General features: G+C 65.4%; 25 protein-coding genes and 1 tRNA gene. 12 read left to right on the top strand and 14 right to left on the bottom strand.

Annotated features, from left to right (window positions below):
- Positions 1-10 precede the first annotated feature (10 nt).
- Complete coding sequence (gene dapB, locus ACFFU4_RS00945; protein ID WP_377066112.1) at positions 11-829, bottom strand: 4-hydroxy-tetrahydrodipicolinate reductase; 819 nt, start codon at positions 827-829, stop codon at positions 11-13.
- Between the two features lie 132 nt (positions 830-961).
- On the opposite strand from dapB, the gene ACFFU4_RS00940 reads away from it, so the two are divergent.
- The 4 genes from ACFFU4_RS00940 (at position 962) to ACFFU4_RS00925 (ending at position 4,767) form a co-directional block, all read left to right on the top strand.
- Positions 962-1,387, top strand: a complete 426-nt coding sequence (locus tag ACFFU4_RS00940) for a protein tyrosine phosphatase family protein (RefSeq protein WP_377066110.1) — start codon at positions 962-964, stop codon at positions 1,385-1,387.
- Positions 1,384-2,100, top strand: a complete 717-nt coding sequence (locus ACFFU4_RS00935; RefSeq protein WP_377066108.1) for a 2-dehydro-3-deoxygalactonokinase — start codon at positions 1,384-1,386, stop codon at positions 2,098-2,100. Before ACFFU4_RS00940 ends, ACFFU4_RS00935 begins: the two co-directional genes overlap by 4 nt.
- Before the next feature lie 89 nt (positions 2,101-2,189).
- Positions 2,190-3,164: a calcium/sodium antiporter gene (locus ACFFU4_RS00930; RefSeq protein ID WP_377066106.1), complete on the top strand. Its 975-nt coding sequence runs from the start codon at positions 2,190-2,192 to the stop codon at positions 3,162-3,164.
- 88 nt (positions 3,165-3,252) lie between these two features.
- Positions 3,253-4,767 carry a YifB family Mg chelatase-like AAA ATPase gene (locus ACFFU4_RS00925; protein WP_377066104.1) on the top strand — a complete coding sequence of 505 codons (1,515 nt, stop codon included), beginning with the start codon at positions 3,253-3,255 and terminating at the stop codon, positions 4,765-4,767.
- Here the strand turns inward: ACFFU4_RS00925 and ACFFU4_RS00920 are convergent.
- The 4 genes from ACFFU4_RS00920 to rsmI are packed head-to-tail and all read right to left on the bottom strand — an operon-like array spanning position 4,754 to position 7,976.
- A complete protein-coding gene (locus tag ACFFU4_RS00920; protein WP_377066102.1) occupies positions 4,754-5,632 on the bottom strand; it encodes an alpha/beta hydrolase in 879 nt (292 codons plus the stop codon). The two genes, ACFFU4_RS00925 and ACFFU4_RS00920, sit on opposite strands and share 14 nt — an antisense overlap.
- A complete protein-coding gene (gshB, locus tag ACFFU4_RS00915; RefSeq protein WP_377066100.1) occupies positions 5,629-6,564 on the bottom strand; it encodes a glutathione synthase in 936 nt (311 codons plus the stop codon). Before gshB ends, ACFFU4_RS00920 begins: the two co-directional genes overlap by 4 nt.
- Positions 6,565-6,624: 60 nt before the next feature.
- Complete coding sequence (locus ACFFU4_RS00910; RefSeq protein ID WP_377066098.1) at positions 6,625-7,077, bottom strand: YraN family protein; 453 nt, start codon at positions 7,075-7,077, stop codon at positions 6,625-6,627.
- Between the two features lie 20 nt (positions 7,078-7,097).
- Entirely contained in the window at positions 7,098-7,976 is an 879-nt protein-coding gene (rsmI, locus tag ACFFU4_RS00905) for a 16S rRNA (cytidine(1402)-2'-O)-methyltransferase (RefSeq protein WP_377066096.1), read from the bottom strand.
- Between the two features lie 83 nt (positions 7,977-8,059).
- On the opposite strand from rsmI, the gene ACFFU4_RS00900 reads away from it, so the two are divergent.
- From ACFFU4_RS00900 to ACFFU4_RS00885, 4 genes are all read left to right on the top strand, one after another.
- The gene (locus tag ACFFU4_RS00900; RefSeq protein ID WP_377066094.1) at positions 8,060-9,229 is read left to right on the top strand and encodes a penicillin-binding protein activator; all 1,170 of its coding nucleotides are present in this window, start codon (positions 8,060-8,062) and stop codon (positions 9,227-9,229) included.
- A 17-nt stretch (positions 9,230-9,246) separates the two neighbouring features.
- Complete coding sequence (locus tag ACFFU4_RS00895) at positions 9,247-12,015, top strand: [protein-PII] uridylyltransferase (protein WP_377066092.1); 2,769 nt, start codon at positions 9,247-9,249, stop codon at positions 12,013-12,015.
- Positions 12,016-12,530: 515 nt separating this feature from the next.
- A complete protein-coding gene (locus tag ACFFU4_RS00890) occupies positions 12,531-13,076 on the top strand; it encodes a KwaA family protein (RefSeq protein WP_377066090.1) in 546 nt (181 codons plus the stop codon).
- Between the two features lie 3 nt (positions 13,077-13,079).
- On the top strand, positions 13,080-13,913 hold the full coding sequence (locus ACFFU4_RS00885) for an ATP F0F1 synthase synthase (RefSeq protein ID WP_377066088.1): 834 nt from the start codon (positions 13,080-13,082) through the stop codon (positions 13,911-13,913).
- A gap of 534 nt (positions 13,914-14,447) precedes the next feature.
- Here the strand turns inward: ACFFU4_RS00885 and ACFFU4_RS00880 are convergent.
- Positions 14,448-14,765 carry a hypothetical protein gene (locus tag ACFFU4_RS00880; protein ID WP_104019830.1) on the bottom strand — a complete coding sequence of 106 codons (318 nt, stop codon included), beginning with the start codon at positions 14,763-14,765 and terminating at the stop codon, positions 14,448-14,450.
- A gap of 203 nt (positions 14,766-14,968) precedes the next feature.
- Here ACFFU4_RS00880 and ACFFU4_RS00875 point away from each other — a divergent pair, with 203 nt between their 5' ends.
- Positions 14,969-16,222 carry a DNA polymerase IV gene (locus tag ACFFU4_RS00875; RefSeq protein ID WP_377066086.1) on the top strand — a complete coding sequence of 418 codons (1,254 nt, stop codon included), beginning with the start codon at positions 14,969-14,971 and terminating at the stop codon, positions 16,220-16,222.
- A gap of 99 nt (positions 16,223-16,321) precedes the next feature.
- On the opposite strand, the gene ACFFU4_RS00870 is transcribed toward ACFFU4_RS00875, so the two are convergent.
- Positions 16,322-18,148 carry a patatin-like phospholipase family protein gene (locus ACFFU4_RS00870; protein ID WP_377066084.1) on the bottom strand — a complete coding sequence of 609 codons (1,827 nt, stop codon included), beginning with the start codon at positions 18,146-18,148 and terminating at the stop codon, positions 16,322-16,324.
- 224 nt (positions 18,149-18,372) lie between these two features.
- Positions 18,373-19,236, bottom strand: a complete 864-nt coding sequence (locus tag ACFFU4_RS00865; protein WP_377066082.1) for an N-formylglutamate amidohydrolase — start codon at positions 19,234-19,236, stop codon at positions 18,373-18,375.
- 107 nt (positions 19,237-19,343) lie between these two features.
- On the opposite strand from ACFFU4_RS00865, the gene ACFFU4_RS00860 reads away from it, so the two are divergent.
- The 3 genes from ACFFU4_RS00860 to ACFFU4_RS00850 all read left to right on the top strand — a co-directional run bounded on the left by ACFFU4_RS00860 (position 19,344) and on the right by ACFFU4_RS00850 (position 20,077).
- Positions 19,344-19,418, top strand: a tRNA-Val gene (locus ACFFU4_RS00860).
- Between the two features lie 82 nt (positions 19,419-19,500).
- Complete coding sequence (gene ykgO, locus ACFFU4_RS00855; protein WP_377066080.1) at positions 19,501-19,626, top strand: type B 50S ribosomal protein L36; 126 nt, start codon at positions 19,501-19,503, stop codon at positions 19,624-19,626.
- A gap of 136 nt (positions 19,627-19,762) precedes the next feature.
- Complete coding sequence (locus ACFFU4_RS00850; RefSeq protein WP_377066078.1) at positions 19,763-20,077, top strand: hypothetical protein; 315 nt, start codon at positions 19,763-19,765, stop codon at positions 20,075-20,077.
- 573 nt (positions 20,078-20,650) lie between these two features.
- On the opposite strand, the gene ACFFU4_RS00845 is transcribed toward ACFFU4_RS00850, so the two are convergent.
- The 6 genes from ACFFU4_RS00845 to ACFFU4_RS00820 form a co-directional block, all read right to left on the bottom strand.
- Positions 20,651-21,235 (bottom strand): GNAT family N-acetyltransferase, encoded by a 585-nt coding sequence (locus ACFFU4_RS00845; RefSeq protein WP_377066076.1) that lies wholly within the window; start codon positions 21,233-21,235, stop codon positions 20,651-20,653.
- Positions 21,232-21,627, bottom strand: coding sequence for a ketosteroid isomerase-related protein (locus tag ACFFU4_RS00840; RefSeq protein WP_377066074.1), 396 nt, complete (start codon positions 21,625-21,627; stop codon positions 21,232-21,234). Before ACFFU4_RS00840 ends, ACFFU4_RS00845 begins: the two co-directional genes overlap by 4 nt.
- A 64-nt stretch (positions 21,628-21,691) precedes the next feature.
- A complete protein-coding gene (locus tag ACFFU4_RS00835; protein ID WP_377066072.1) occupies positions 21,692-23,047 on the bottom strand; it encodes a hypothetical protein in 1,356 nt (451 codons plus the stop codon).
- A 146-nt stretch (positions 23,048-23,193) separates the two neighbouring features.
- Positions 23,194-23,661 carry an arsenate-mycothiol transferase ArsC gene (locus ACFFU4_RS00830; protein WP_377066070.1) on the bottom strand — a complete coding sequence of 156 codons (468 nt, stop codon included), beginning with the start codon at positions 23,659-23,661 and terminating at the stop codon, positions 23,194-23,196.
- Positions 23,662-23,665: 4 nt separating this feature from the next.
- Positions 23,666-24,145 carry a UPF0262 family protein gene (locus ACFFU4_RS00825; protein ID WP_377066068.1) on the bottom strand — a complete coding sequence of 160 codons (480 nt, stop codon included), beginning with the start codon at positions 24,143-24,145 and terminating at the stop codon, positions 23,666-23,668.
- A gap of 126 nt (positions 24,146-24,271) precedes the next feature.
- On the bottom strand, positions 24,272-25,258 hold the full coding sequence (locus ACFFU4_RS00820; protein ID WP_377066066.1) for an MBL fold metallo-hydrolase: 987 nt from the start codon (positions 25,256-25,258) through the stop codon (positions 24,272-24,274).
- Between the last annotated feature and the right edge of the window lie 371 nt (positions 25,259-25,629).

Genomic DNA, 25,629 nt, shown 5'->3' with positions numbered 1-25,629 from the left:
CCGGGTCGGATCACTCGCGGGGCAGGCCCAGAACGTCGATCATGTCATATTCGCCCGGCTTCCGGCCCTGACCCCAGAGCGCGGCTTTCAATGCCCCGCGCGCAAAGATCGCGCGGTCGGTCGCGACGTGGCGCAGGATCACCCGCTCGCCCGCGCCGGCGAATATCACGTCATGTTCGCCCACAACGTCGCCTCCCCGGATCGCGGCAAAGCCGATATGGCCCTGCTCGCGCCGCCCGGTGATGCCGTCGCGGCCCCGGTCGGCGACGTGGTCGAGCAGCACGCCGCGCCCCTCCGCCGCCGCCTCGCCCAGCATCAGGGCGGTGCCCGAGGGGGCATCGACCTTCTGGTTGTGATGGGCCTCGACGATCTCGATGTCGAACGCCTCGTCGAGCGCCGCGGCCACCCGTTTGGTCATCTGAACCAGCAGGTTCACCCCGAGGCTCATGTTGCCCGCGCGCACGATCACCGCGTGCCGCGCCGCCGCCGCGAGGCGCTTGAGACCGGCCTCGTCAAACCCGGTGGTGCCGATCACGTGCACCACCCGCGCCTGCGCGGTCAGCGTCGCCATCTCGACGCTCGCGGCGGGCGCGGTGAAGTCGATCACCGCATGCGCGCGCGCCACCAGTTCCAGCGGATCGTCGCTCACCGTGACGCCCATTTCGGCCTCGCCCATGGCGCGGCCCATGTCCTGCCCGACCCACTCGTGGCCGGGCCGCTCCAGCGCGCCGATCAGGTGCGCCTGCGTGCTTTCGCGCACCACGCAGGCCAGCATCCGGCCCATGCGGCCCGACGCGCCGTTGATGACAATACCCGGAAGATCGCCCATGCCGCCCGCTCCTTTACTGCGTTGGGCCCTTGCATATCCCGCGCCTTTGCGCCCGGCAAGCGGGCGGCATTGATCTCGCCCCGCGCTTGCGCGCATAGTCCGGGCAACACGCCCAAGCCACGAGGAAGACCAATGCCAGTTGAGCCGCGCCAGATCACCGAAGACTTCTCCGTCGCGCCGCAGATCGCGCCCGAGGACATCCCCGCCATCGCCGCCGCCGGGTTCCGCGCGATCATGTGCAACCGACCAGACGAGGAGGAGCCGGGCCAGCCGCAGGAGGCCACTGTGGCCGAAGCCGCACGCGCCGCCGGGCTCGAAACCTGTTGTGTGCCGTTCTCCTCGGCCACCATGACCGAGGCGGATGTCGCGGCGTTTCGCGCCGCGCTCGACGAGATGCCCAAGCCGATCCTCGCCTATTGCCGTACCGGCACGCGCTGCACGATGATGTGGAGCCTCGTCAATTACGACACGCTCGGCCCCGATACGATCCTGCGCGCCACGTCGGCGGCGGGCTACGACATGTCGGGGCTCGTGGCACAGCTCAGGTCGCGCCGATGAGCCGCTGGCGGCTCTGCGGACATGACGGCGCGGAGGGACGCGCGATGGCACTCGACGGGGGGCATATTCTTGGCGAAACCAACAGCGAAACGGCCGACACCGCCCTCGTCGCGCTCGACGCCACCGGCCCGGTGCTGCGGATCGGCGACGGCACCGCAACGGTACTGCCCGCCGCGCCGCTGCCCGACACCGTGGGCAGCGGCCTGCCCGGCCTCATCCAGGACAGCCCGCCCGACTGCCTCGACGGCTGGACGCGGCTCCTGCTCATCGGCCTCAAGGATCACGACGGTATCGCCTGCGTGCTCACCCCCACCCTCGCCCACTGGGTGCATCTGAGCGCGGGCGAGGCGGTGAGTTGCCTCAGCTTTCTGACCCCCCGCCTCGCAACCGCCCTCGGTGCCGCCGCAGAGGCGGATGCGGACGCGCTCGCCGACACGCTGAGCCGCCCCGAACGCCTCGCCGCGCACCTGCGCGCGGCCGAGGTGCAGGGCGCGCGCGCCGCCCTCACCGGCCACCTTCTGGGGGCCGAACTGGCCGCCGCACGGCCATATTGGCTGGGGCAGAACGTGGCGCTGATTGGCCCGCAGGCGGCAGTCGGCGCGCGAGCCACAGCACTTGTGGCACAGGGCGTGCCGGTCTCGCGCCACGACCCCGACAGCCTGCTGCCCGCCGCCATCGCGGCGCTCGCTGCACGGCGCGGCAGCCCCGGCTGATCCGCGGCGAATATTCCGCCGCCGCCCATTGAACGCGCCCCGGCGGGGGGCCAGATAACCGCCACCCCGATCACAGAAAGGACGGCTGGATGCTCGCCATATGGCTCCTTCTCGCAGGCGGCCTGACGCTCCTCGTGATCGGCGGTGACCTGCTGGTGCGCGGCGCGGTGCGCATGGCCGAACGGCTCGGCATCTCGCCGCTGGTGATCGGCCTCACGCTGGTGGGCTTTGGCACCTCCATGCCCGAGCTCGTCACCTCGGTGCAGGCGGCGCTGTCGGGCGCGCCGGGCATCGCCTGGGGCAATATCGTCGGCTCCAACATCGCCAATATCCTGCTGATCGGGGGGGTGTCTGCGATACTTTTCCCCATCGTCGTGACCGCGCCCGCGCTGCGGCGCGATGCGGTGGTGATGCTCGCGGTCGCCACCGTGTTCACCGCGCTTGCCGCCCTTGTGCCAATGGCGCGCGCTGTCGGCGCGGCCTTCGTGCTGACGCTCGCCGCCTATGTGATTCTCACGATCCGCAACGACCGCGCTGCCACCGCAGGCGCGCTGCACGACAAGGAGGTCGCGGCCACGGCGCTCGACCCAGGCCTCACGCCGGTCTCCGCGCGGCCCGGCGGCCTGCTGGTCCCGCTCCTGCTCGCGCTCGGCGGATTGGCGCTGGTGATTGGCGGTGGTGCGGCGCTGGTGCGCGGGGCGGTGGCGCTGGCACAGTCCTTTGCCATTCCCGAAACGGTGATAGGCCTGACCATCGTCGCCGTCGGCACCTCGATGCCCGAACTGGTCACCTCGGTGATGGCCGCGATCCGGCGGCAGGGCGACGTGGCCTTCGGCAACATCGTCGGCTCCAACATCGTCAACATCCTCGGCATCGGCGGGATGACGGCGCTGATCGCGCCGATTCCCATGCCCGCCACCATCGTGGGTTTCGACGCGCCGGTTATGCTCGCGGTGACCGTGCTGATGGTGCTGGCCGCGTCCACCGGGCTGCGCGTCTCGCGCCGCGAGGGCGCGGTGCTGCTGGCGGGATACGTGGCCTATCTGGCGGTGCTCTGGCCGTGATCCAGCCTGCGTCACAGACTGGCGTTAACCATTCCTAAACGCTTGTTGCGCTAGGCGTTAACCCTGTCGCTACATCCGCGGGGAGCACATGGTCGCACGCGCCTACACGGTGGCTTTCGAAGGGGTCGAGGCGCGTAGCGTCGAGGTGCAATGCGCGGTGCTGCCGGGTGTGCCGGGCTTCTCGGTCGTGGGCCTGCCCGACAAGGCCGTGTCCGAGGCGCGCGAGCGGGTGCGCGCCGCGCTCTCTGCGCTTGCCATCGCGCTGCCATCGCGGCGCATCTCGGTCAACCTATCGCCCGCCGACCTGCCCAAGGAGGGCAGTCATTTCGACCTGCCCATCGCGCTCGCCCTGCTCGCCGCGCTCGAAATCATTCCCGCAGACGCCGCCGAGGGCACAACGGCATTGGGCGAATTGTCACTCGACGGCTCGCTCATCCCCGTGGTCGGCGCGCTGCCCGCGGCGATGGCCGCCGCCGCCGAGGACCGGATGCTGCTCTGCCCCCGCGCCTCGGGTCCCGAGGCGGCCTGGGTGGACGCGGCGCAGGTGATCGGCGCGGCCTCGCTGGCGGAGGTGGTTCGCCACTTCACCGGCGAGCGCCCGCTCGCCCCGGCGACGCCGGGCGAGGTGACGGAACCTCCCGCCGGGCGTGACCTGCGCGACGTCAAGGGGCAGGAGCGCGCCAAACGCGCGCTGGAAATCGCCGCAGCCGGGCGCCACCACCTGCTGATGTCCGGCCCGCCCGGCTCAGGCAAATCCATGCTGGCCGCGCGCCTGCCCGGCATCCTGCCCCCGCTCAGCGCCGCCGAGGCGCTCGAGACCTCGATGATCCACTCGGTCGCGGGCCTGATATCGGAAGGCGGGATCAGCCGCGCCCGGCCCTTCCGCGAGCCGCACCATACCGCCTCGATGGCCGCCATCACCGGCGGCGGGCGCAGCGCCAAGCCGGGCGAGATCAGCCTTGCCCATAACGGCGTGCTGTTCATGGATGAGTTTCCCGAATTCCCCCGCCCCGTACTCGAGACGCTGCGTCAGCCGCTCGAGACCGGCGAGGTGATGATCGCCCGCGCCAATGCCCATGTCAGCTACCCCTGCCGCTTCCTGCTGGTGGCCGCGGCCAATCCTTGCAAATGCGGCCACCTGACCGACCCGTCCCGCGCCTGCTCGCGCGCGCCCAATTGCGGCGAGGATTACATGGGGCGGATCTCGGGGCCGCTGATGGACCGGTTCGACCTGCGCATCGAGGTGCCGCCGGTGGCCTTCTCGGACCTGGACCTGCCCGCCACGGGGGCGACTTCGGCACAGGTGGCCGGGCGGGTGGCAACGGCGCGGGCGGTGCAACGGGCGCGCTTCGAGGGCCGGCCCGACATGCGTCTGAATGCCGATGCCGAAGGCGAGGCCCTTGAAGAGATCGCCACGCCGGATGACGAGGGACAGTCGCTGCTTTTGCGCGTGGCCGACCGCTTCGGGCTCACCGCGCGCGGCTATCACCGGGTGCTGCGCGTGGCGCGCACCATCGCCGATCTCGACGGGGCCGAGACCGTGCGCCACCCCCATGTGGCCGAGGCGGTAAGCTTTCGCATCACCACCCTCAAAGAGCCCTGATCCAGGTTGCAAGGTCGTTCAGGGTGGCCGTCGCCTCGGGCAGGACATTGTGAAACAACGGCCAGACATGCGGATGATCGGGTGCGACATTCAGCATGCTCGCCACCCCCTGCGCCTCCAGCCGGGCCTGCATACGCACCGCGTCATCGCGCAGGATTTCGGTGTCGCCAACCACCATCCAAACCGGCGGCGCGCCGTCGTATTGCCCCCGCAGCGGCGACGCGCGCGGATCGTCCGGGTCATGCCCTGCGAGAAACATCTCGCTCATCTCCCCGATCCGCCCGGGCGTGAGCACCACGTCGCGTTCCGCATTCTCCGTGACCGACGCACCCGAGAACGTCATGTCGGTGAGCGGCGACATGGCAAAAACACCCGTGGGCGGCGCGATGTCCTGCGCCAGTATCTCGTGCAGCAGCGCGAGCGACAGCGCCCCGCCTGCGCTGTCACCCCCGATGATGACCTCATGTTCGAACCGGAGCGCGCGGTAACAGGCCAGCACATCCTCGATCTGTGCGGGAAAGGGATGCTCGGGGGCGAGGCGGTAATCCGGCAGGCAGGCGCGCAAGCCCGTCAGCGCCGAAAGCTTCGCCAGCATCGCCCGATGCGTATCCGACGAGCCAAAGACATAGGCCCCGCCATGCAGGTAGAGAATCACCGGACCTGCCCCGACATCACGGGCCTGCGCCCACTGAACCGGCACGCCCGCCAGCCGGTCACGTCGAAAGGCTGTCCCCCGCGGAGCGTGGAAATAGATTTTCGACTTGATCTCGAAGGACCGCCGCAGCCGATCCACCGGCTGGCGCGCCAGCGCGGGCTTTTCGAACCAGCGCAAATGCCGGTTGAGGAGCGCCAGTTGCCAGCTCATCTCCGCCGCGCCTCGATCGCGTCCCAGATGAGACCCGCACCATTGGTGCCGTCAAAGCGTTCCAGCTCCTGCAGCCCGGTGGGCGAAGTCACGTTGATCTCGGTGAGGTAGTCGCCGATCACGTCGATGCCCACGAAGATCTGTCCCTTGTCGCGCAGGAGCGGCCCGATCCGCTCACAGATCTCGCGGTCGCGCGCGGTCATCTCCACCTTCTCGGCGCGCCCGCCGACATGCATGTTGGACCGCGTCTCGCCTTGCGCGGGCACCCGGTTGATCGCACCGATCGGCTCACCGTCCACCAGGATCACGCGCTTGTCGCCCCGGCTCACGTCGGGGAGGTATTTTTGCACGATGAGTGGCTCGCGCGAGAAGCCGGTGAACATCTCGTGCAGGCTGGCGAGGTTGCGGTCGGATTGCGGCAGGTGAAAGACGCCCGCCCCGCCATTGCCGTAAAGCGGCTTGAGGATCACGTCGCCATGGCGCGCGCGGAAATCGCGGATCGTCCCGATATCGCGCGCGATGGCGGTGGGCGGCATCAGGTCGGGAAAATCGAGGATCAGGAGCTTCTCGGGGTAGTTGCGAACCCAGAACGGGTCATTGACCACCAGGGTGCCCGGCGACAGCCGCTGCAACAGGTGCGTGGTGGTGATGTAGAACATGTCGAAAGGCGGATCCTGCCGCAGCCAGACCACGTCGAAATCCCCGAGATCGACACGGGCGTCCTGGCCGGCCGTAAAATGATCCCCCTGCACCCGGCGCACAGAGAGCGGCCAACCGCGCGCCGTCACCCGTCCCTCTTCATAGGCGAGCCGTTCAGGCGTGTAGTAGAACAGTTCGTGCCCGCGCTCCTGCGCCTCGAGCGCGAGCCGGAAGGTGCTGTCCGCACCGATATCCACCGGCGCGATCGGATCCATCTGCAAGGCAACCTTCATCCCGCTCCCCGTGCTTGCGTGTCCCTGCCTTACATGGGCCACCCCGCGCCGGGGCGCAATTCAGAAATGCCCGAATGCCGCCTCTAGCAATTGCACGGCCCCGGTCGCGTCCACCGCCGCCACGTCGAATCTCACCGGAGCGAGCTGCCCCTCGGACGTGAGACCGATATATTCAGAGGCCGCGTGGTAGATACGGTCCAGTTGCCCGCGTCGCAGCCGCGCCAGCGCCAGGTCGAAACTCGCCGCGCGCTTGACCTCGCAGAACACATAGGTGTCGGGCGCACGCAGCACGAGATCGATCTCGCCGCTCTCGCCACGCCAGCGCCGGGCAAGGACCCGCACGCCACGCGCTTCGTAATGCCGCGCCACGCTCTCCTCGGCGGCCTGCCCGCTCAGCCAGGCGCGCAGCCCGCGCTCCTGTCGGCGCGCGCGACCGGGTGACCGCACCGTGGGTGCGGCCAGCTCGAAATCGAATGCCAGTTGCCGCGTGTCAATGCCGGGTGCCCTTTGCATACGCCATCCTCTCCAAGCGCTCAGCCGTCGCGCTTCCGGTGCTCATCCGCCGCCAGGTGCAGCGCACGCTGATAGACCGTGCGCCTTGGCAGCCCGAGCCGTGCTGCCACGAGATCGGCCGCGTCGCGCACCGAGCCCTCTTGTAGCGCCTCGTGCAACGTCCTGTCTAAATCCATTTCACTAACATTTGACGAATCTCCGCGATCGATCACCACGACAATCTCGCCCTTGAGGGTCTCGCCGACGCAGGCGGCGGCGAGACCCGAGAGCGTATCGCGGCGTGTCTCCTCGAATTTCTTGGTGATTTCCCGGCAGAGCGCCGCCTGCCGTTCACCACCCAGCACCTTGGCCGCATCCTCGAGCATCGCCGCCACGCGCCGGGGCGATTCGTAAAAAACAAGCGTCGCGGGCACCGCTGCAAGCTCTTGCAGCGCGGTTCGCCGCCGTCCCGAGGTCGTGGGCAGAAACCCGCCAAAGAGAAACCTGTCGGTGGGCAATCCCGACAGCGTCAGCGCGGTGATCGCCGCCGACGGCCCCGGTGCAGAGACCAGCGAATATCCCTCCGCCACCGCCGCCCGCGCCAGATCGAAGCCGGGATCGGCCACCATCGGCGTGCCCGCCTCGGCGGCGTAGACCACCGATTGCCCGGCTGCGAGCGCCGCCAGGATACGCGGACGCATCTTTGCACCGTTATGGTCGTGATAGGCCCAGAGCGGGCGCTCACCCAGACCGATCCCGTGGATTTCCATCAGCCGCCGAAGGCTCCGCGTGTCCTCGGCCACCAGCACGTCCGCCGCCGCCAGCAGGTCGAGCGCGCGCAGGGTGATGTCGCGTGCCGTCCCGATCGGCGTGGCGATCAGGTAGAGACCCGCCGCCGGTTTGCGCGGCTCGGAATTCATCGCTGGACCCTTTTCACATGACGGCTATGATCGCGCTGACAGACATGATGTCGCCGGTGCCCACAACAGGGAGTAAGATCGCCATGTTCGCCGTTCCTGCCGCACTTCGCAAGCCGTTCGCCCGCCTCGCGGCGGTGATGACGCTGGTGGCCGCCGCTGCCTGCCAGCCCGTGCCGCTGGCGAATCCAGGCGGGGGGGTGAGCCGCGGCGGTGCGGTGCCGGTGGCGCTCCTGGTTCCGCACGGCACGCCGGACGAGCAGGAAGCACGCCTCGCGCGCGATCTCGAGGCCGCCGCGCGGCTGGCGGTGAGCGACCTCGGCGGCGTCCGGATCGACCTGCGCGTATACGGCACCGCCGGACAGCCCGCGCAGGCGCAACAGGCCGCGCTCAACGCCGCCGCCGACGGAGCGCGCATCATCATCGGGCCCCTTCACGCGGCTTCGGCCAATGCCGTCGCCGTCGCCACCGCCGACCGCGGCATCAACGTGCTGGCCTTTTCGAACAACCCCACCATCGCGGGCGGCAACCTCTTCGTGCTGGGCCAGACCTTTCGCACCACGGCAGACCGCCTCGCGCGTTACGCGGTCCGGCAGGGCAAGAGCCGGATCATGACGGTGCATTCCGCCAACGTGGCCGGACGTCTCGGGCGCGACGCGATCGCAAGCGCGGTGCGCGCACAGGGGGCCACGCTCGCAGGCAGCGTTTCCTACGAGTTTTCACAAGACGGCGTGGTGGAGGCCGTACCCAGGATCCGTTCCCTGGCCGAGACCAGCGCCGCCGACACGATCTTCCTGACCGCCAATACCGCGGGAGCGCTGCCACTGTTCTCGCAGATGCTGCCAGAGGCGGGGCTCGGACCCGACCGTGTGCAGTATATCGGGCTCACCCGCTGGGATACGCCGCCGCAGACGCTGGGCTTGCCGGGGGTGCAGGGCGGCTGGTTCGCGTTGCCCGACCCGGGGCGCTCTGCGCAGTTCGCCAGCCGGTTCGAGGCCGCACAGGGCAATCCGCCGCACCCGATCGCGGGGCTGGCCTATGACGGCATCGCCGCGGTCGGTGCGCTTTCCAAGGCAGGGCGGGGGCTCACGCGCGGCGATCTCACGCAGCCGGCGGGCTTTCAGGGCGTGGGCGGCGTGTTCCGGCTCTTGCCTGATGGCAGCAACGAGCGCAGCCTCGCCGTGGCCACAATCACCGATGGCGAGGTGCAAATCCTGTCGCCCGCCGCGCAGAGCTTTGGCGGTGCGGGATTCTGAGCCCCTCCATCCCCGAAATGACCTTCCTTGACCCCCCCGCGCGGCCCGACGACCTGATCCTGCCGCAAGAGGAGATACTCGACGCGGACGCGCTCTCGCGCGATCTCGCCGCCGCTGCCGCGCATGCACAGAGCGCCGCCGACTTGCGCCGTGCCGCCGTGCCGATCCTCGGCACGGCGATGAGGGAGGGCCGCCGGGCCATCGCCACAGCCTTTGCCGCCCGTCCGTTCGACGCGCGCCCGGCCACCCGCGCATGGTGCTGGCTCACCGATTGCGTGGTGCTCGCCGCGCTCGACCTTGCCACCAACACGATGCACCCGCTCGCCAACCCCACCGAATCCGAACGCATCGCGGTCTGCGCCGTCGGCGGCTACGGGCGTGGCGAAATGGCCCCTTTCTCGGACGTGGACCTGCTGTTCCTCACCCCTTACAAGATCACGCCCTGGGCCGAGAGCGTGATCGAATCGATGCTCTACATCCTGTGGGACCTGCGCCTCAAGGTGGGCCACGCAAGCCGCACAGTGCGCGATTGCCTGCGGCTCGGTGCGCAGGATTTCACCATCCGCACCGCGCTGCTGGAAAACCGCTTCCTCGGTGGCGACGCAGAGCTTGCCGCCCGGCTCGACAGCCGCCTGCGCGATGAATTGTTTACCGGTACCGAACGCGAATTCACCGAGGCCAAGCTCGCCGAGCGGGACAGCCGCCACGAGAAGCAGGGCGAGCGCTACATGGTCGAGCCCAACGTCAAGGAGGGCAAGGGGGGCCTTCGCGACCTGCAATCACTATTCTGGATCGCCAAGTACATCCACCACGTGCGCGAGGTGGGCGAGCTTGTGGCGCTGGGCACCTTTACCGGCGACGAGCTTGGCACCTTTATCCGCGCCGAGAACTTTCTCTGGGCGGTGCGCTGTCACCTGCACCTGATCGCGAACCGCGCCAACGACCAACTCACCTTCGACATGCAGGTCGAGGTGGCCGAGCGCATGGGCTATACCGACCGCGGCGGGCGGCGCGGCGTGGAAATCTTCATGCAGAACTATTTCCGCCACGCCACCGCCGTCGGCGACCTGACCCGTATATTCCTGACCAAGCTCGAGGCGGCGCAGCAGAAATCCGAGCCGCTGTTGCAACGCCTGCTCAAGCGCCGCAAGAAGCTGCGCCCCGGCTATGCGCGGGTGAATGGCCGCCTCGCCATCGCCGACGAGGCGGACTTCCTCTCCGACCCGCTCAATCTGCTGCGGCTGTTCGAGGAGGGCTTGCGCACCGGGCTTCTCATCCACCCCGAGGCAATGCTGCTGGTCACCAACCACCTGGGGCTGATCGGCGAGGGCTTTCGCAACGACGCGCGCGCGCAGAAGCTGTTTCTCGACCTGCTGCTGAAACACGGCAACCCGGAGCGCGCGCTGCGGCGGATGAACGAGCTTGGCGTGCTGTCGGCCTTCATCCCCGAGTTCGAGCCGGTCCGGGCGATGATGCAGTTCAACATGTATCACCACTACACGGTGGACGAACACATCATCCAATGCGTCTCGCACCTCGCCCGGATAGAGCGGCGCGAGTTGATCGAGGAACTGCCGGTCTCGTCCGAAATCCTCAAGGAGGGGATCAACCGCCGCGTGCTCTACGTGGCGCTGCTGCTCCATGACATCGGCAAGGGACGGCCCGAGGATCACTCGATCCTGGGCGCGCGGATCACCCGCAAGGTGGCCCCCCGGCTTGGGCTCAAGGCGCGCGAGGTCGATACCGCCGAATGGCTGGTGCGCCATCACCTGCTGATGTCCGACACAGCCCAGAAGCGCGACATCGCCGATCCCCGCACCGTGCGCGACTTCGCCAAGGCGGTGCAGAGCCGCGAGCGGCTCGACCTGCTGCTCTTGCTCACCGTCTGCGATATCCGCGGCGTCGGCCCCGGCACCTGGAACAACTGGAAGGCATCACTGCTGCGCGCGCTCTACCGCCAGACGCGGCGCGTGCTCGAAGACGGGATGGAGGCGCTCACCCGCGAACAGCGCGGCGCCGACGCCAAGCGTAACCTTCGCGAGGCGCTGCCCAATTGGGACACACGCGACCTCAAGGCCGAGACCGCACGCCACTATGCCCCCTACTGGCAGGGGCTGCACGTCACCGCCCACGTGGTCTTTGCCCGGCTCCTGCGCGACCTGCATGCCGACGAGATCGCCATTGATCTCGCCATCGACGCGGACCGCGACGCCACCCGCGCCTGTTTCGCGCTGGCCGATCACCCAGGTATCTTCTCGCGGCTGGCGGGCGCGCTGGCGCTGGTCGGGGCCAACGTGGTCGATGCGCGCACCTATACCTCCAAGGACGGCTTTGCCACCGCCGTGTTCTGGATCCAGGATGCCGACGGCCACCCGTTCGAGGAAAGCCGCCTGCCCCGCCTGCGCCAGATGATCCAGAAGACGCTCAAGGGCGAGGTCGTCCCGCGCGACGCGATCAAGTCCCGCGACAAGCTGCGCAAGCGCGAGCGCGCCTTCCGCGTGCCCACGCATATCACCTTCGACAATGACGGATCAGAGATTTACACGATCATCGAGGTCGATACCCGCGACCGCCCGGGCCTGCTCTACGATCTCACCCGAACGCTTGCCGCCGCCAATGTCTACATCGCCTCCGCCGTGATCGCGACCTATGGCGAGCAGGTGGTGGATACCTTCTACGTCAAGGACATGTTCGGCCTGAAATTTCACACCGAGAGTAAGCGCGTGGCGCTGGAGAAAAAACTCCGCACCGCCATCGACGAGGGGGTGGAGCGGGCGCGGGAGTGAAGGGATCGGCGCCGTAGGGTGGGCAATATTGCCCACCATGGGCGGCGGCGATGTTTCGCGGCAGAGAACCGGGTTTTGGAGGCGCGGCGGCAAGGGAGTGACCTCCCGCCGAAACGGTGGGCAGAAGTGCCCACCCTACGCTTGCTTTGCGCAGGGAGGGGAGTTTGCAAATTTGTGGTCGTTTCCCGAAAACCGCCTTTCACGCCAAACGCAGTCAGAGCCGGTTGAGAGCCCTTCCTACCGGTTCGTCCGGCTGCAGCGAACGGCCGCTCTTGCGACCAGTCACAAAGTGCCAGAACCACTCAGGTTTTGCCTTGGAGTTCTGTCTGGGCTAACCTACTGAAGTAACGGTAGCATGAGTGGGGGTCAGAAACGATTGTTTTTGTCTCGCTAAAGACCGACTTGACGCATGCCATGTACAAGCGTTCTAATTGGTTGGCTCGGCCACAAATATAAGATAAAACCCATCCAGCCTAGGACATAGAACCCGCGCAGAAAGTGTTTCGTAACGAATTATGGGTAACATAGCTTTTAGAATATTACTCACATTTAACGCCACATCGCTACTGGTGATTATATTTTGCATTCAACATGATTATGATGCATCTTATTTTTATCCCCACAGCATAACGAATTATACCCCAAGCTATATTTCATACATTGCATACGCTATTGTACCAATATTTCTTACTGGATTTAGCCTGTACCTCTCAGCCTTTTTAGGAGCGGATGAATTCACGGCTGGTGAAGTCATCAGTATAGAGCATGCGAATAACAGCTTCCTTCCAAGCTATCTTGGTTACTTCTTTGTGGCTTTAAGTGTTTCTGACTGGCAAACCCTGTCATTCGTATATGGCATGCTATTTGTTTTTACATTTCTATCTCAGGCCCTCTACTTCAATCCCTTATTTCTCATTTTTGGATATGAGTTCTACAACGTAGAAACCAAAAATGGAACAACATTATTTCTTATAAGTAAGGAAAGATACAAAAAACCGGACGCTGTAAAAGTCTCGTCGGCACGTCGAATAAATGACTATACTTTCATTGAAAGGGGGTAAAAATTGGACCACGTACTTGCTAAAGTAAAGCGCCTCAGAAAGAATCCATACAAGAAGCTTATTTCAAACACGACCCTGTATCCTCCAATAGATCTCGCAAGGGTTACACTTGTGGATTACAACCCCGACCACAATCTAGATGAAGATGCTTGGTTTAAAATAGATAACTTCAGCGATCAAGACTTCTTCATAGAGGAATTAAGGGCGCCTATTGATTCAAAAGATTGTGACGATATAACTAAAGATAAGTTTGATGAAATCGCCTTCTTGCTTGCATTGCAGGATGATGACATTTTCTTTCAAAAAGTAACGCCATCATCATTTATTAAGCGCAAACTGATATGCTTTGGGGAAACAGTAAACCTTGAAGTAGGCGCAAGCCGTATCGTTATAAAGGGCCGCCCAGACGCAGTTTTTATTCGGAACACCGATCAGCTCCTCTTTCGAGACATTGCCACGGTATCCTCCATATTTAGAGGTATTGACGAGCTGTATAAAGAGGCCACCGAAGAACAAGTAAAGGAGTTCTTAGACTCGGAGTTTATTAAACTATCTAACGGTTATGACCACTCGATGGTGTCTAAGCCCAACAGAAAGCGACTCGCACTTGTCGCAGACACGTTGCAAAACATGCCTAGGGATCAAAGAAATAATTTGATTTTATACATCAAGGAATATTGTCGAGATGGCATCGAACTGACGGATGACGAGGAGAGCTTCAATCTGTCGAATGACAAGCAGCTAAAGCTAATACTTTATGGCATTGAAGAACGCTTTTATACTACGCAGTACAGCCAAGAGAAGCGCCTCGCCAATTCCGTGGAAACGATGGGATAACTAACGGCTTGAACTTTTATCTGGCCTTTATTCTATATTGAGGCATTTCTCCTGCTTTTCTTTTCACAGCTCTTATTGCGTGTCGCAAAATTTAGCAAAACTGTCAGTTAGCTTTCCTTTACCGTTGTCTTCGGTTTCCGATTAGGGGTTGCGCCGCTCACGAAGCGCTCGCTCTTGGCACTCCGCGCTGAGCCAGTCGAGCCGCCGCCGGTCTGCTCAGAAACGGTCAATTGCGTCCTGAACAGAAACGCCTGAGTTTTGCCCCTAACCGCCGACGCGAATAGACCGCATTGACCGCCGTCAGAGCCTCGGATGCTGCACCTACATTCGGCCGGTGCCAGCCAGAGGCGGTCATTGCGGGAAACAGTCGAGCTGGTCAGAGCGGACCTTCGAGGCGCGTCAGTCGAGTGACCGAGTTGCCCGCATCTTGCTATTCGTGGCGCGTGGGGCGAAAGTCAGCTCTCGCAGTTTCGAGCAGAGGGCTATAGGTCCGCTCTGAGGCTGAAACCCGCCCCTCGCCTCCCAAAGCCCCCCTCACCTCCCCAACACCCCCCGCTCGAACGCCGCCCGCCGCTCCGCCTCGGCCTGACGGGCCACGGCGGCGCGGCGGCGGGCGTGGGTGTCGAGGTTCTGCATCGCGCGCCATTCGGTGTAGAGCGCGCTCTCGTGGTCCAGCGTCCAGAGCGCGCGGGCCTCGGTCACCGTGACCAGCCCCGCCACCGGCCGCCCGCGCCGCGTCACCAGCCGCTGCGCGCCGCTCAGGCGCACCGCCTCGACCGTGGCCCCGACCGACCGGCGCAATTCCTCGATGGTGATCTCGGGCACCGGGGGAAAGAGCGGCGTCTCTGACATGGCGGGCCTTTGGTGTCGGGGATCATCGGCGCAGCCTCGCCGGGCCCGGTGACCAAACCCTTGACGCCGCGCACGCCCCTCGCCCTGCATCGTGCCGCGAACCGTGCGGTTCGTGCGCCGAACCGTGCGGTTCGCGCGGCCTGCCCGCCCCCGCACCGCCGCTGTTGCGGGCCCGCCGCGCCCTCCGGTAGACTGCATCCATCATGCCCAGCCTCTGCCGCGATTGCCTCCACCCGTTCGAGCGTGCCCGACGCTGCCCCGCCTGCGGCGGCCCGCGCATCGTGGCGCATCCCGAACTGTGGGACCTGAGCATCGCGCACATGGATTGCGACGCGTTCTATGCCAGTGTCGAGAAGCGTGACAATCCCGAGATCGCGGACAAGCCCGTCATCATCGGCGGCGGGCGGCGCGGCGTTGTCTCAACCGCCTGTTATATCGCGAGAATCCGGGGCGTGCGCTCGGCCATGCCGATGTTTCAGGCGCTGCGGCTCTGCCCCGAGGCGGTGGTGATCCGCCCGCGAATGGAGGTCTATGCCGACATATCCCGCACCATCCGCGCGATGATGCGCGACCTCACCCCTTCGGTGGAACCGCTGTCGCTCGACGAGGCGTTTCTGGACCTCACGGGCACCGCCCGGCTGCACGGCGCCCCACCTGCGGTGATGCTGGCCCGGCTGATCGGTCGGATGCGCGACGAGCTTGGGCTCAGCGGCTCCATCGGTCTGAGCCACAACAAGTTCCTCGCCAAGATCGCCTCGGACCTCGACAAACCGCAGGGCTTCTCGGTGATCGGCCGCGCCGAGACCGCCGATTTCCTGCGCGACAAGCCGGTGAGCCTGATCTGGGGCGTGGGACAGGCCACGCGAACGGCCCTGCACGAGGCCGGGATCCGCAGCTTCGCCGACCTGCTGCGATGGGAACGGACAGACCTCGTGGCCCGGTTCGGCGCGATGGGTGAGCGGCTCTGGCACCTCGCGCGCGGGCAGGACCGGCGGCGCGTAACGGCGAACGCGCCGGTCAAGTCGATCTCCAACGAAACCACCTTCGGCGAGGATATCGCCGATCCCGACCTGCTCGACGGCCACCTCTGGCGGCTGTCGGAAAAGGTGGCGGACCGGGCCAAGGCGCGGGCGCTGGCGGGCCGGGTTGTGACGCTCAAGCTCAAGCACAGCGACCATCGGACCGTCACCCGCAGGCAGGCCCTGCGCGAGCCCACGCAACTTGCGGACACGCTCTATCGCGCGGCGCGGGCACTGATGGACCAGGCGGCGGACGGGGCGGCGTGGCGGCTTCTGGGGGTGGGGCTGTCAGAGCTTGTAGCCGCGGCAGAGGCGGACCGGGCAGGCGACCTGCTCGACCCCGACGCCCCGCGTCGCGCCGGGGCCGAGCGCGCCACCGACGCGATCCGAGCGCGGTTCGGCCCGGACGCCATCGTCAAGGGGCGGGCGCTGCGCTGAGAGCCCACTCGAATGACTGCGCACCACCGCGACAACAGGGCAACCGCACAAGGCCCGGCGCTCACACGGCAGCGCGCAGGCCAGAGATCAGGCCAGAGATCAGCCTGCGAGATCGTCCTCGGCCATCCTGCGCGCGGCCTCTCGCATCCGGGCATCGGGTGCGGCCCCGGGGTCGGTTTCCGAAAGAGCCGTTGCGAGAGTCCTGTGGCCAATCTCGTAATTCTGCTGACCCTTGGTCCAGTCGAGGAAATTGGCGCGCGGTGCCGTCGGCAACTGAACGAGGATATCGCGCCCCATGTCCATCCGGCCCGCTTCGCGCCGGGAGTTGATGATCATCGAGCGCGACAGGATAGAGGGAATGCGCGGATACCTGTTCTTACGGCTGCCCTTCAACAGGAACCCGCGCAGCGCGCCCAACCGTCCGGGCAACGCATCGTAATCCGCCTCGACACGCCAGGTGCTGCCAAGGCGGAAATCGAACACGACATTCGCGCCGGACTTTAGCCGCCGCATTGTTTCCAGTGGCACGTTCTCCAGCAACCCGCCATCAATAAGCACCTCCCCCTCATCGGTCAGCATGGGCGGCAGCAGCGCGGGAATCGACCCGGAGGAGCGCACGGCTTTCCACAACTGGCCGAACCGGTGGACATGGATATCGTTGCGCGACAGGTTGGACGAGACCGCGAAGAACGGCAGGGCCAGATCTTCGATGAGGCCCTCGCCAAAATGTTTGGCAAGCTGGGTGTCGAATATCCGATGATCGAGCACCGAGTAGAGCGGCACGTTGAGACGGTTCATAGCGCGGCTGGTCACGAATATCTCATTGCAGCGGCGCATGATCTCCTCGGCCGGCAGTGCCCGCGCAATGGCTGCCGCCATCGCCGCGCCGACGCTGGTGCCGCCGATATAATCCACCGGAACCCCGGCCTCGGACATGGCCTGCAAGGCCCCGACATGTGCGGTCCCGAAGGCACCTCCGCCGGCCAGCACGACCCCCAGCGCCCGGTCGCTGGCAAACCGCAGAATGCGCGCGAAATCACCCGGCGCATCGAGGGCCAGGTGATGATGCATCTCGATGTCGCGCCCCGACAACCAGTCGACTGTCCCGCTGATCGGCGTGGCGGCGGTGGGTCGCCACAGGACGAGATGGTCGCGCGGTTCTACGACCAGGGTGTCCGGCTGTGGCGCAGGCGGCGTCGCGCCGAGGCGACCGACACGGAACCGGCTGTCGCTGCGGGTCTCGGCAAAATGCGCCCAGTCGGGCGTGGCCTGCGGGTCGCGTACCAGCAGGATATGCCGCTCGCCCGCGCGCTCCAGAGGGGCAAACCATTCCGCAAGCGCATCGGCCCCGGCAGAGACCGGTGCCGTTTCGGCTGTGTGAATGTTGAGATGACCCAATTCGTCCGCGGATCGGAGCAGGCCCTCCACCAGTGGCTCGGGCAGCGGGTCACCGCCCGCGACGGGACCGATGGAGACCACCAATCCGGCCATCGGGGACAGCGCGGGAGCCTTGGCCGTGACGGCAGCCAGCCGGGCCGCGACGGTGGCGAGTATGGCTTGCGGCAGACCCGGGTGGTGTTGCGCGACCGCGTCAAAGCCCTCGCGGGTCAGGCCCAGGACCTCGCTCTCCCGCAGCGCTGTGACGCGCGCGGTGCGCCGCCCTCCCGAGAAAAATGCCAGTTCGCCGAGCGGCTCCCCCACGCCGACCGTGGCGATTGCCTGCCCGTCACGAGCAACACGAAACCGCCCGCTCGCCACAAGGTAGAGCGTGTCCGCCCGGCTGTCCTGTTCGATCAGCGTCTCGCCGGTCGGAACATGCTGCAAGGAAACGCCGCGCGCGATCTCGTCCAGCGTTTCGGCCTCGAGCCCGTCAAAAACCGGGAGCCCGGCAAGCATTGTCTTGATGCGCGTCTTGTCAACTGTCATGCATGATCTCCAAACACATGCGCGGTATGCCAAGCTCCTGACGATCCGCAGACGACCCCACGCTTCGGCGAACTCTTGCGCGATCTCTTTGATTGATCAAGGGAATTACGTAGCCGACGGCACCTGCTTGCGGACCGCGACCATCACCTTCGCAGCGCGAGACAGGGCACCCCGTCCCTGAACTGCGGTCGGCTGTTCGGCCCTCGGCCAGGCCTTGACGCGGCTCATTCCGCCGCGACCGGCATCGCCTGCCCACGCCCGATCTCGGTGATCTCGCGGATGACACCGCGCATAAGCCTTCGGAATGCCTCGAAATTCCCGTTGGGCCGGATCAGCCGCTCGTTCATGTAAAGCGCGCGGTCGATCTCGATCTGCACAGCGTGACGCCCGCGTGCGGGCCGCCCATAGGCCTGCGTGATATAGGCCCCGGCAAAAGGCGTGTTGCGCGTGACCACGAGGCCCGCGCGGGTGAAGGCGGCCTCGATCCGGTCCACGATCCCGCTGTCGGCGGCGGCACCGAAGCGGTCGCCCAGCACGATTTCGGGCCGGCGGACGCCGCGGTTCGCAACCGAGTCCATCGCCTCGTGGGGCATCGAGTGGCAATCCACCAGGATCGCCTGCCCGAACATCAGATGCGCCTGATCAAGCTGACCCTGAAGCGCCTCGTGATAGGGCCGCCAGAAGGTGTCGATGCGGTGCTGCGCCTCGGCGAGGGGGATTTTGCCTGAATAGATCGCGCGACCGTTGGCGACAACGCGGGGAATGACACCGAGCCCCGAGGCGATGCGCGGGTTGTGGCCCTGCCGGGAAACGCCTTCGATCAGCGCCGGGTCGAGCTCGTCCGGGCTTCGGTTGAGATCGACGAAGGCGCGCGGCACCCCCGCCCTCAGGAGCGGTGCACCGGCCCGCGGGGCACAGTCAAACAGTTGATCCACATAGGCATCTTCGGACGAGCGCACCGAATGCTCGTTGAGCCGCGTGCGGCGCAGGAAGCTCCAGGAATAGTCCCGCCCGCTGTGCGGCGAGGCAAAAACCACCGAGGTGGTGCGGCGCTCGGGGTGGGCGAGATGATAGGCGGTCTTGGGCATGGGAACTCCTCGAAACACATAATAGACGGAAATCGCAGCGCTAAAAGCCCTTGATCCCCTCCCCGACTCCTTTTATACGCCAGCGAACCGGCGGCAGGGCCGTGTCCGGGCGATTAGCTCAGTGGTAGAGCACTTCGTTGACATCGAAGGGGTCACTAGTTCGAACCTAGTATCGCCCACCACCGAATTTCCGTTGCGTGTCAATCACGTAACACCCGCAACCCAAGGTGCGCCGGCGCGCGCCGCGACAGACAGGAGACGACCATGAAGGTGCGCAATTCGCTGCGTTCGCTGAAGAACCGGCACCGCGATTGCCGTGTCGTGCGCCGCAAGGGCCGCGTCTACGTCATCAACAAGACGCAGAAGAAATTCAAGGCCCGCCAGGGCTGAGACCGGGCCCGGATCCCGGGCCGAAGCTACAGGTTCGGGGCGTGAACCGCACGGTTCGCGCCCTTTCGCGTGCGCCGGGGCAAGGATTTGTTCACCGTGGCGCGTGAGGCTGCCCCTCCCGATGCCGAGGAGGGCCATGACCGAGCCGCTGTTTCCCCCCGTCCCCGAGATCACCATCGAGACGCTGCGCCGCTCGCTCGGTGCCTGCCTCGAAGAGGTGCGGCTGAGCGGGCAGCAACGGATCGTGCTGCGCCGTGGCCGCCCGGTGGCGGGGCTCGTGACGGTGACCGAGGCGCGGGCGCTGTGGACCCTCGACCACGAGAGCGCGGTCTATGCCGAATGGCGCATGCGCGAACGGCTAGAGGATCAGGCCCGCCGCCGCGACGCCATCAGCCGGCAGGCCGAGGCGGAACGGCGGGCGGCGTTCGAGCGGGGAGTGTTGGGGAGGTGACGAGGGCGGGCTCGCGGTGGCGATACTCCGGATCGGTACAAGCGACCGGGGTCAGCCCGGAGCGGACCGATGGCCCCTGGTGATGTCCGCGATAGCCGAGCTTCGCCGCGCGGGCCGGGACCTGGCAAGACGGGTGACGGAGCGGTCTGTCGCGGGGGTGGATGTGACCCTTTATGGTCTTTTGCTGCCGTTCAGGTCTTGGTGAAAATGCGCGGAATCGAGGCGTGCTTGCACGCCGCCGCGCATCGGTCATGCCGGAGGCATGCTTTCAGCATGACCCGCCCCCACGGCACGGCGATTTGGCTGCAACCTGCGCGCCGCTCGGGTCTTTTTCGGATGTGGCTGCCATAAAGCGCAGCAGCAAGACCGTCGGATCGCCGCGCCGCGGCCCGTCGATGCGCGGCTCACCCCAATGTCCCCTCCAGGCCATTCCCATCGGCCGCTCCGATCCGCTGTACCGCAGGGTCCGGGCTCTCACCCGGCCTTCATCGCACACGCAGCAAGCGTGGGGTGGGTGCCAATCCACCGCGCGCGGCGCTGCGGGGCAATGGTGGGTTTCACCCACCCCGCCCCCTACAGCGCCCGCATCCAGAATTGCAGGGCATGGTCGGTCTCGGCGGCGCTGTCGATGTCCTTCCAGCGGAACCGCGCCACCGCACCCTCGACCGGCGCGTAGCCGCGCTTGCGCCAGAAGCCGTCGAGCGGACGGTAGCCTTCGGGGCGCCGGGGATGATCATGCGGGCGCACCACCGCGCAGAATGCGCAATGCGTGCGGCCCAGCGCGCCGGCGTGCGCCTCGCGCGCGTCGAAGAAGCGGTGACCGATCCCCCGCCCCCGGCAGCCGGGCAGGAGCACGCTCTCGGCACAGTAGAATATCCGCTCCAGCGGCACCCCGCAGCCCGCCATCGCCGCGCCGAAATCATCGGCGTGATCCTCCATCGGCGTGCCGGTCGCGGCCCCCACCAGCCGGTCGCCGTCCCACGCGCCGACGAGGATCGCGTCGCCGCTCTCGCGGTAGACCTGAAGATAGCTTTCCTCGTAGGCGAGATCACCGTCGTAGAGATAGGGAAACGCGCGGAACACCTCGATCCGCAGCCGCGCCACATCGGGCAACGCGGCGGTGAGCGCGTCGCCGGTCAGCCGCCCGACCGCGATCATGCCGAGACCTGCCGCATCCAGTCGGCGAGGTTGTAGTAGGTCACGACGCGGGTGATCAGGCCGTTCTCAAGCGAAAAGAACGACCCGGCGGGCAGCCGATAGCTCTGGCCGCGCGCCTCCGGCAGGCCCTCGTCGGTCTCCAGGTAGGTGCCGTTGACGATGTATTCCGCCGCCGCCCGCGTGCCGCCCCCGGCGTTGAGGATCACCATGTCGGTCAGCTCTTCGGCATAGCACCGGCTCATGTGACCGCAGAAGGCGCGAAACGCGGGCTTGCCGGTCCGCACCTGCCCCTCGTTGACGAAATGCCGCACATCGTCGCTCAGGCAGGCGATCATCCCCTCTGTGTCGCCCCGGTTGAACGCCTCGAAATAGGCGCGCACGGTCTCGTTCATGTTTCCTCCTCGGTCTGGGGCGGCCCCCACCGCCCGGTCAGGTGGCCGACGATCTGGTCGCGGGTCACTCCTCCATGCCCTCCTCCGCCTCATCCTGCAAAGCCGAGACGCTCACATCAGCAGAGGAAGACCGATCCGACTTGATACGCGGTGCCGGTTTACGCCACGCGGCAAGGTTCTGACCTATTTCTCGATAGAACAATGGCACCGCATCCTCCAACTCCTTTATGAAGTTCGTTTGCTGCGTAAATTTCCCTCCAAGGCGTTTCGCCATAAAGATATGGAATTTCACAACCTGAAGCCCAGCCTTGTCCTTCTCGCAGATACTTGGATCGGCCAGCAAATCCGCGACCGGAAACTGCGTGGCTTCGCTTCGTCCCGGCCAACTCAATCTAACGAACACCTCGCCTAACTTTTCCGACTTTATCTGCCTTAGCAACCAGTTGACCCGTGCCTTGGACGATACCTTGTCTTCGGGTGCGCGCAGGGTCATGCCTATGTCGATGGTTCTACGGGCAATATCTGCGACCACCTCGAGGGGCGCGGCGGCGTCGGGTATGTCAAGCGCCGATCTGAGTTGACCCGTGTCCCTAAGTATTGACAATTCGTCCTTTCGGCGCTCCGACGTTGCATTGCGGTGTTTCCTCGGCAGCTTCTCCGTGACCAATGTTTCAGCTTGACGACTAAGGATGAGCGACAGGTCACGGGTTTCCTGATGCCAAGCGTCGAGCACTGCGCCCGCTTCATGAGACTTCACCGGTATCTTGCCGCCTGCTGAGACCAAGCGATTGATCTCGCCCCACTCCGGCGGCATACGATCAAAACCCTTAACCCCGGCACTCTCGTGGGTCAGGAACCGTCGCAACTCGTTCAAAAGCAGTTTCTGATCCTCGTCCGCCACACCATCTCGGTTCAACAACAAGTCGATAATGGTCAGGATGGACATCCACGACCAATGGTAGACCGGTATCTTGGACCTGCTTTTACGGACCTCCTCGATTGGATGATTGATCGGTGTGGTCGCAAACTGATTGGAAATCGTTATGACGCAGTCGATGCCCTGCTCTTTTGCGATCTCCCGATATTTTTCGACCTGTTCAAACCCAAGCTCGGCATTCCCGACCTTGGCCTCTACCAATGCGCGCCACTCTTTGGTCCCGCTTCGCAAAACGATCAGGCCGTCAGGACGATCATTGACCTTTGCCTTTTCGCTTTTAAATACAATCTCAGTGAAGGATCCGATCTGCGCCCTCTTGCCGACACGCTGTCCGATCGTAGTCAATAGGTCAGCGCCGAACTCCTCGATCTTCGAAACACAGGCCAGCACAATTGAAGTTGTTCGCCCTTCTTTTGACGTCGTCGCCAAAACCGGAAAAAGGCGCGCAGCCTCTCCCTGAACAAGATAATCTGGACGTTCCATCTCGCGATCCTTTCAAAAGTCAGGGGAGCGTAGTCCGATGGGTTGTTAGCGTTCAACCTCAAATGGTAATACCAGATTCTTATCAGCCAAAGTCATGCGGCGCGCACAATTTATCACCTCCCGCACCGGTCCACTCACGGTCTCGTTCATGTTTCCTCCCCGGTCTGGGGCGGCCCCCACCGCCCGGTCAGGTGGCCGACGATCTGGTCGCGGGTCTTGCGATAGGCAACAAGCTTGGCCTCGCGGTCCTGCGCAAGCCCGGTGGGGTCCATGATCGGCCAGTAAACGACATCGAGGTGAAAGAACCGCGTGAGATCGAGCGCGCGGCGCTGGCTCGCCGGGCTCAGCGCGACGATCAGGTCGAACGACGACAGGTCGTCGCCCCATTGCTCCATCTCGTCGAAACTGCGGGTGCGGTGGCGTTCCAGCTCGACCCCGATCTCGCGGCACACGGCGATGGCGAAGCCGTCGATATCCATGTCGCTCTTGACGCCCGCCGACTGCACGTAGCTCTCGGTGCCGTAGAACTTCTTCATGATGCCCTCCGCCATCGGCGAGCGCACCGCGTTGTGATCGCAGCAGAACAGCACCGATTGCGGCAGGGGTGCGGGCATCCGCTCAGCCCCCGTGATGCAGCACGCAGATGAGCGTGAACAGCCGCCGCGCGGTGTCGGCGTCCACCTCCGCCTTGCCCTCCAGCCGCTCGGCCAGCACGCGCGCGCCCTCGTTGTGGATGCCGCGGCGGGCCATGTCGATGGTCTCGATCTGGCCGGGCGGCATGTTCTTCACGGCGTCGAAATAGCTCTCGCAGATGGCCCAGTAATCCTTGACCACCTGCCGGAACGGCGACAGCGACAGGTGAAACTCGGCCGCCGGCTCGCCGTCCTCGGTGCGGATGTCGAACACCAGCCGCTTGTCGCGGATCGCGAGGCCGACGCGGTAGGGGCCGTCGGGCACCCGCCGATCGTCGCGCAGCGGCAGGGCAAAGCTGTTCTCCTCGATGAGGTCATACATCGCCACCTTGCGCTCCTGCTCGATCTCGGGCGTGGGCGGCGGCAGGTTGGCGTCATCCAGTTCGATATGGCAAATCCGGCTCATGGCGTTCCCCGTTCGGGCCTTTTCCTGCCTGTCCCTAGCCCAGCGGCACGCGGCGGGCAATCGGCACCACGCAAACCGGGGGACGCGATGCGCCCCCCGTGCCCGATGTGCCACGCCCCGGCGTGGTCAGGCGGTCATCGCGTGATGGCCGAAATAGTGGAACTCCTGCTCCATTCCGGCGATTTCGGCGGCGTCGAGGCGCAGGCTTGGCCCGTCGAGGAAGCGGTGGTTCCTTTGCGCCTTCACCCAGTCATCGGCGACCTGAAGCGTGGTCAGCGTGTAGCTTGTGGTCTCGTTGAGGTAATGCGTGGGGATCACGATCCGCGGCTTGAGCCGGGCGACGATCTCGTTGCCCTGCTCGAACGAGAGGATATGCTCGGAGCCGTCGACCGGCAGGGTCAGCACGTCGACCCGCCCCACCGACTGCCAGAAGGCCTCGGACGGGTTGTGCCGGTTGTCGCCCCAGATCAGCGTGCGGATGCCGCCGGTCTCGACCAGAAATGCCACGTTGTCCATGTGGCCCACGTTGTTCGGCGGGCAGGCATCGACGCCGAATTCGGCCAGCGCATCGGTCCAGTGATACCAGCCGGGGGCGACGCAGGTGTGCTTGTCGGCGAAACCGGTGATGCTGAGATCGGCGAAATCGAAGCGGCCCACCATCCGGTCGAGCACCATGGTGGAGTGCGGCCGGTCCACCGCGTCATGGTCGAAATGGGCGTGGGTGGACATGCAGATATCGACCACGGTCTCGGGGAACTCGGTCTTGAACCACATCCCCCAGGCGCCGGAGGGATCGTCGCGCCACGGGTCGAACAGCACCGTCGCGCCCTTGGGCGAGGTGATCCTGAACGCGCAATGGCCGTAGAAATCGAGACCGACGCTGCCCTCGCCCGGCTGCCCGGTCTCATCCTGAAGGTCGATGACGTGGTTGTTGTTACCCGGTTGCAGCCAGGCCGTCGATTGCGCCTCGGCGGGGCGCGCGCCGATCACCTGCGTGGCAGCACCGATCCCCGCCGCCCCGGCGGCCATGAAGAACGAGCGCCGCGACACGCCGGGGGCAAGCCCCCCGGAGCGGCCATCGATCAGCGCGGGTTTGATGTCTTTTCTGTCCATGATGTCATCCCTGTTGTCTTGCTTGTCGCCGGGTGCATCCCGGCGGGGACAGGGTAACAGCGCGCACACAAGGCCGGACTATGGGAAAAACCGGGGCGAAATGCGGGGCAAATCCCCCTATTTATCCTTGATTGCGGACAGAGCGAAATGTCGGTCCCTTTCGATTGTCGGGTATGGGGGCCTGGCTGGCCTTTATCCGAATGACCTCAAGGTCAAGATTGGCCTGTTCCCGCCATTCGCCTGCCTTCCCCCGCGCGGAATCAAGGCGTGCTTGCACGCCGCCGCGCGAGCGGTCATGCCAGAGGCATGCCTCTGGCATGACCCGCCCGACAGGGCTGGCGATTGGGTGCCGCTGGCGCAAGGCTTTGATA

The sequence above is a fragment of the Roseovarius ramblicola genome (assembly GCF_042430665.1).
Lineage (GTDB): Bacteria > Pseudomonadota > Alphaproteobacteria > Rhodobacterales > Rhodobacteraceae > Roseovarius > Roseovarius ramblicola.
This window is presented reverse-complemented; position numbering and strand designations above follow the sequence as displayed.

Bases quoted from the DNA above. Each gene is read 5' to 3' on its own strand.
- ACFFU4_RS00890 (WP_377066090.1), top strand. From the start codon at position 12,531: ATGGGTAACATAGCTTTTAGAATATTACTCACATTTAACGCCACATCG.
- ACFFU4_RS00910 (WP_377066098.1), bottom strand. From the start codon at position 7,077: ATGCAAAGGGCACCCGGCATTGACACGCGGCAACTGGCATTCGATTTC.
- ACFFU4_RS00825 (WP_377066068.1), bottom strand. From the start codon at position 24,145: ATGAGCCGGATTTGCCATATCGAACTGGATGACGCCAACCTGCCGCCG.
- ACFFU4_RS00920 (WP_377066102.1), bottom strand. From the start codon at position 5,632: ATGAGCTGGCAACTGGCGCTCCTCAACCGGCATTTGCGCTGGTTCGAA.
- ACFFU4_RS00835 (WP_377066072.1), bottom strand. From the start codon at position 23,047: ATGGAACGTCCAGATTATCTTGTTCAGGGAGAGGCTGCGCGCCTTTTT.
- ACFFU4_RS00930 (WP_377066106.1), top strand. From the start codon at position 2,190: ATGCTCGCCATATGGCTCCTTCTCGCAGGCGGCCTGACGCTCCTCGTG.
- ACFFU4_RS00925 (WP_377066104.1), top strand. From the start codon at position 3,253: ATGGTCGCACGCGCCTACACGGTGGCTTTCGAAGGGGTCGAGGCGCGT.
- ACFFU4_RS00895 (WP_377066092.1), top strand. From the start codon at position 9,247: ATGACCTTCCTTGACCCCCCCGCGCGGCCCGACGACCTGATCCTGCCG.
- ACFFU4_RS00830 (WP_377066070.1), bottom strand. From the start codon at position 23,661: ATGCCCGCACCCCTGCCGCAATCGGTGCTGTTCTGCTGCGATCACAAC.
- ACFFU4_RS00875 (WP_377066086.1), top strand. From the start codon at position 14,969: ATGCCCAGCCTCTGCCGCGATTGCCTCCACCCGTTCGAGCGTGCCCGA.
- ACFFU4_RS00845 (WP_377066076.1), bottom strand. From the start codon at position 21,235: ATGATCGCGGTCGGGCGGCTGACCGGCGACGCGCTCACCGCCGCGTTG.
- ACFFU4_RS00935 (WP_377066108.1), top strand. From the start codon at position 1,384: ATGAGCCGCTGGCGGCTCTGCGGACATGACGGCGCGGAGGGACGCGCG.
- ykgO (WP_377066080.1), top strand. From the start codon at position 19,501: ATGAAGGTGCGCAATTCGCTGCGTTCGCTGAAGAACCGGCACCGCGAT.
- ACFFU4_RS00840 (WP_377066074.1), bottom strand. From the start codon at position 21,627: ATGAACGAGACCGTGCGCGCCTATTTCGAGGCGTTCAACCGGGGCGAC.
- rsmI (WP_377066096.1), bottom strand. From the start codon at position 7,976: ATGAATTCCGAGCCGCGCAAACCGGCGGCGGGTCTCTACCTGATCGCC.
- ACFFU4_RS00900 (WP_377066094.1), top strand. From the start codon at position 8,060: ATGTTCGCCGTTCCTGCCGCACTTCGCAAGCCGTTCGCCCGCCTCGCG.
- ACFFU4_RS00940 (WP_377066110.1), top strand. From the start codon at position 962: ATGCCAGTTGAGCCGCGCCAGATCACCGAAGACTTCTCCGTCGCGCCG.
- ACFFU4_RS00865 (WP_377066082.1), bottom strand. From the start codon at position 19,236: ATGCCCAAGACCGCCTATCATCTCGCCCACCCCGAGCGCCGCACCACC.
- ACFFU4_RS00880 (WP_104019830.1), bottom strand. From the start codon at position 14,765: ATGTCAGAGACGCCGCTCTTTCCCCCGGTGCCCGAGATCACCATCGAG.
- ACFFU4_RS00850 (WP_377066078.1), top strand. From the start codon at position 19,763: ATGACCGAGCCGCTGTTTCCCCCCGTCCCCGAGATCACCATCGAGACG.
- dapB (WP_377066112.1), bottom strand. From the start codon at position 829: ATGGGCGATCTTCCGGGTATTGTCATCAACGGCGCGTCGGGCCGCATG.
- gshB (WP_377066100.1), bottom strand. From the start codon at position 6,564: ATGAAGGTTGCCTTGCAGATGGATCCGATCGCGCCGGTGGATATCGGT.
- ACFFU4_RS00820 (WP_377066066.1), bottom strand. From the start codon at position 25,258: ATGGACAGAAAAGACATCAAACCCGCGCTGATCGATGGCCGCTCCGGG.
- ACFFU4_RS00870 (WP_377066084.1), bottom strand. From the start codon at position 18,148: ATGACAGTTGACAAGACGCGCATCAAGACAATGCTTGCCGGGCTCCCG.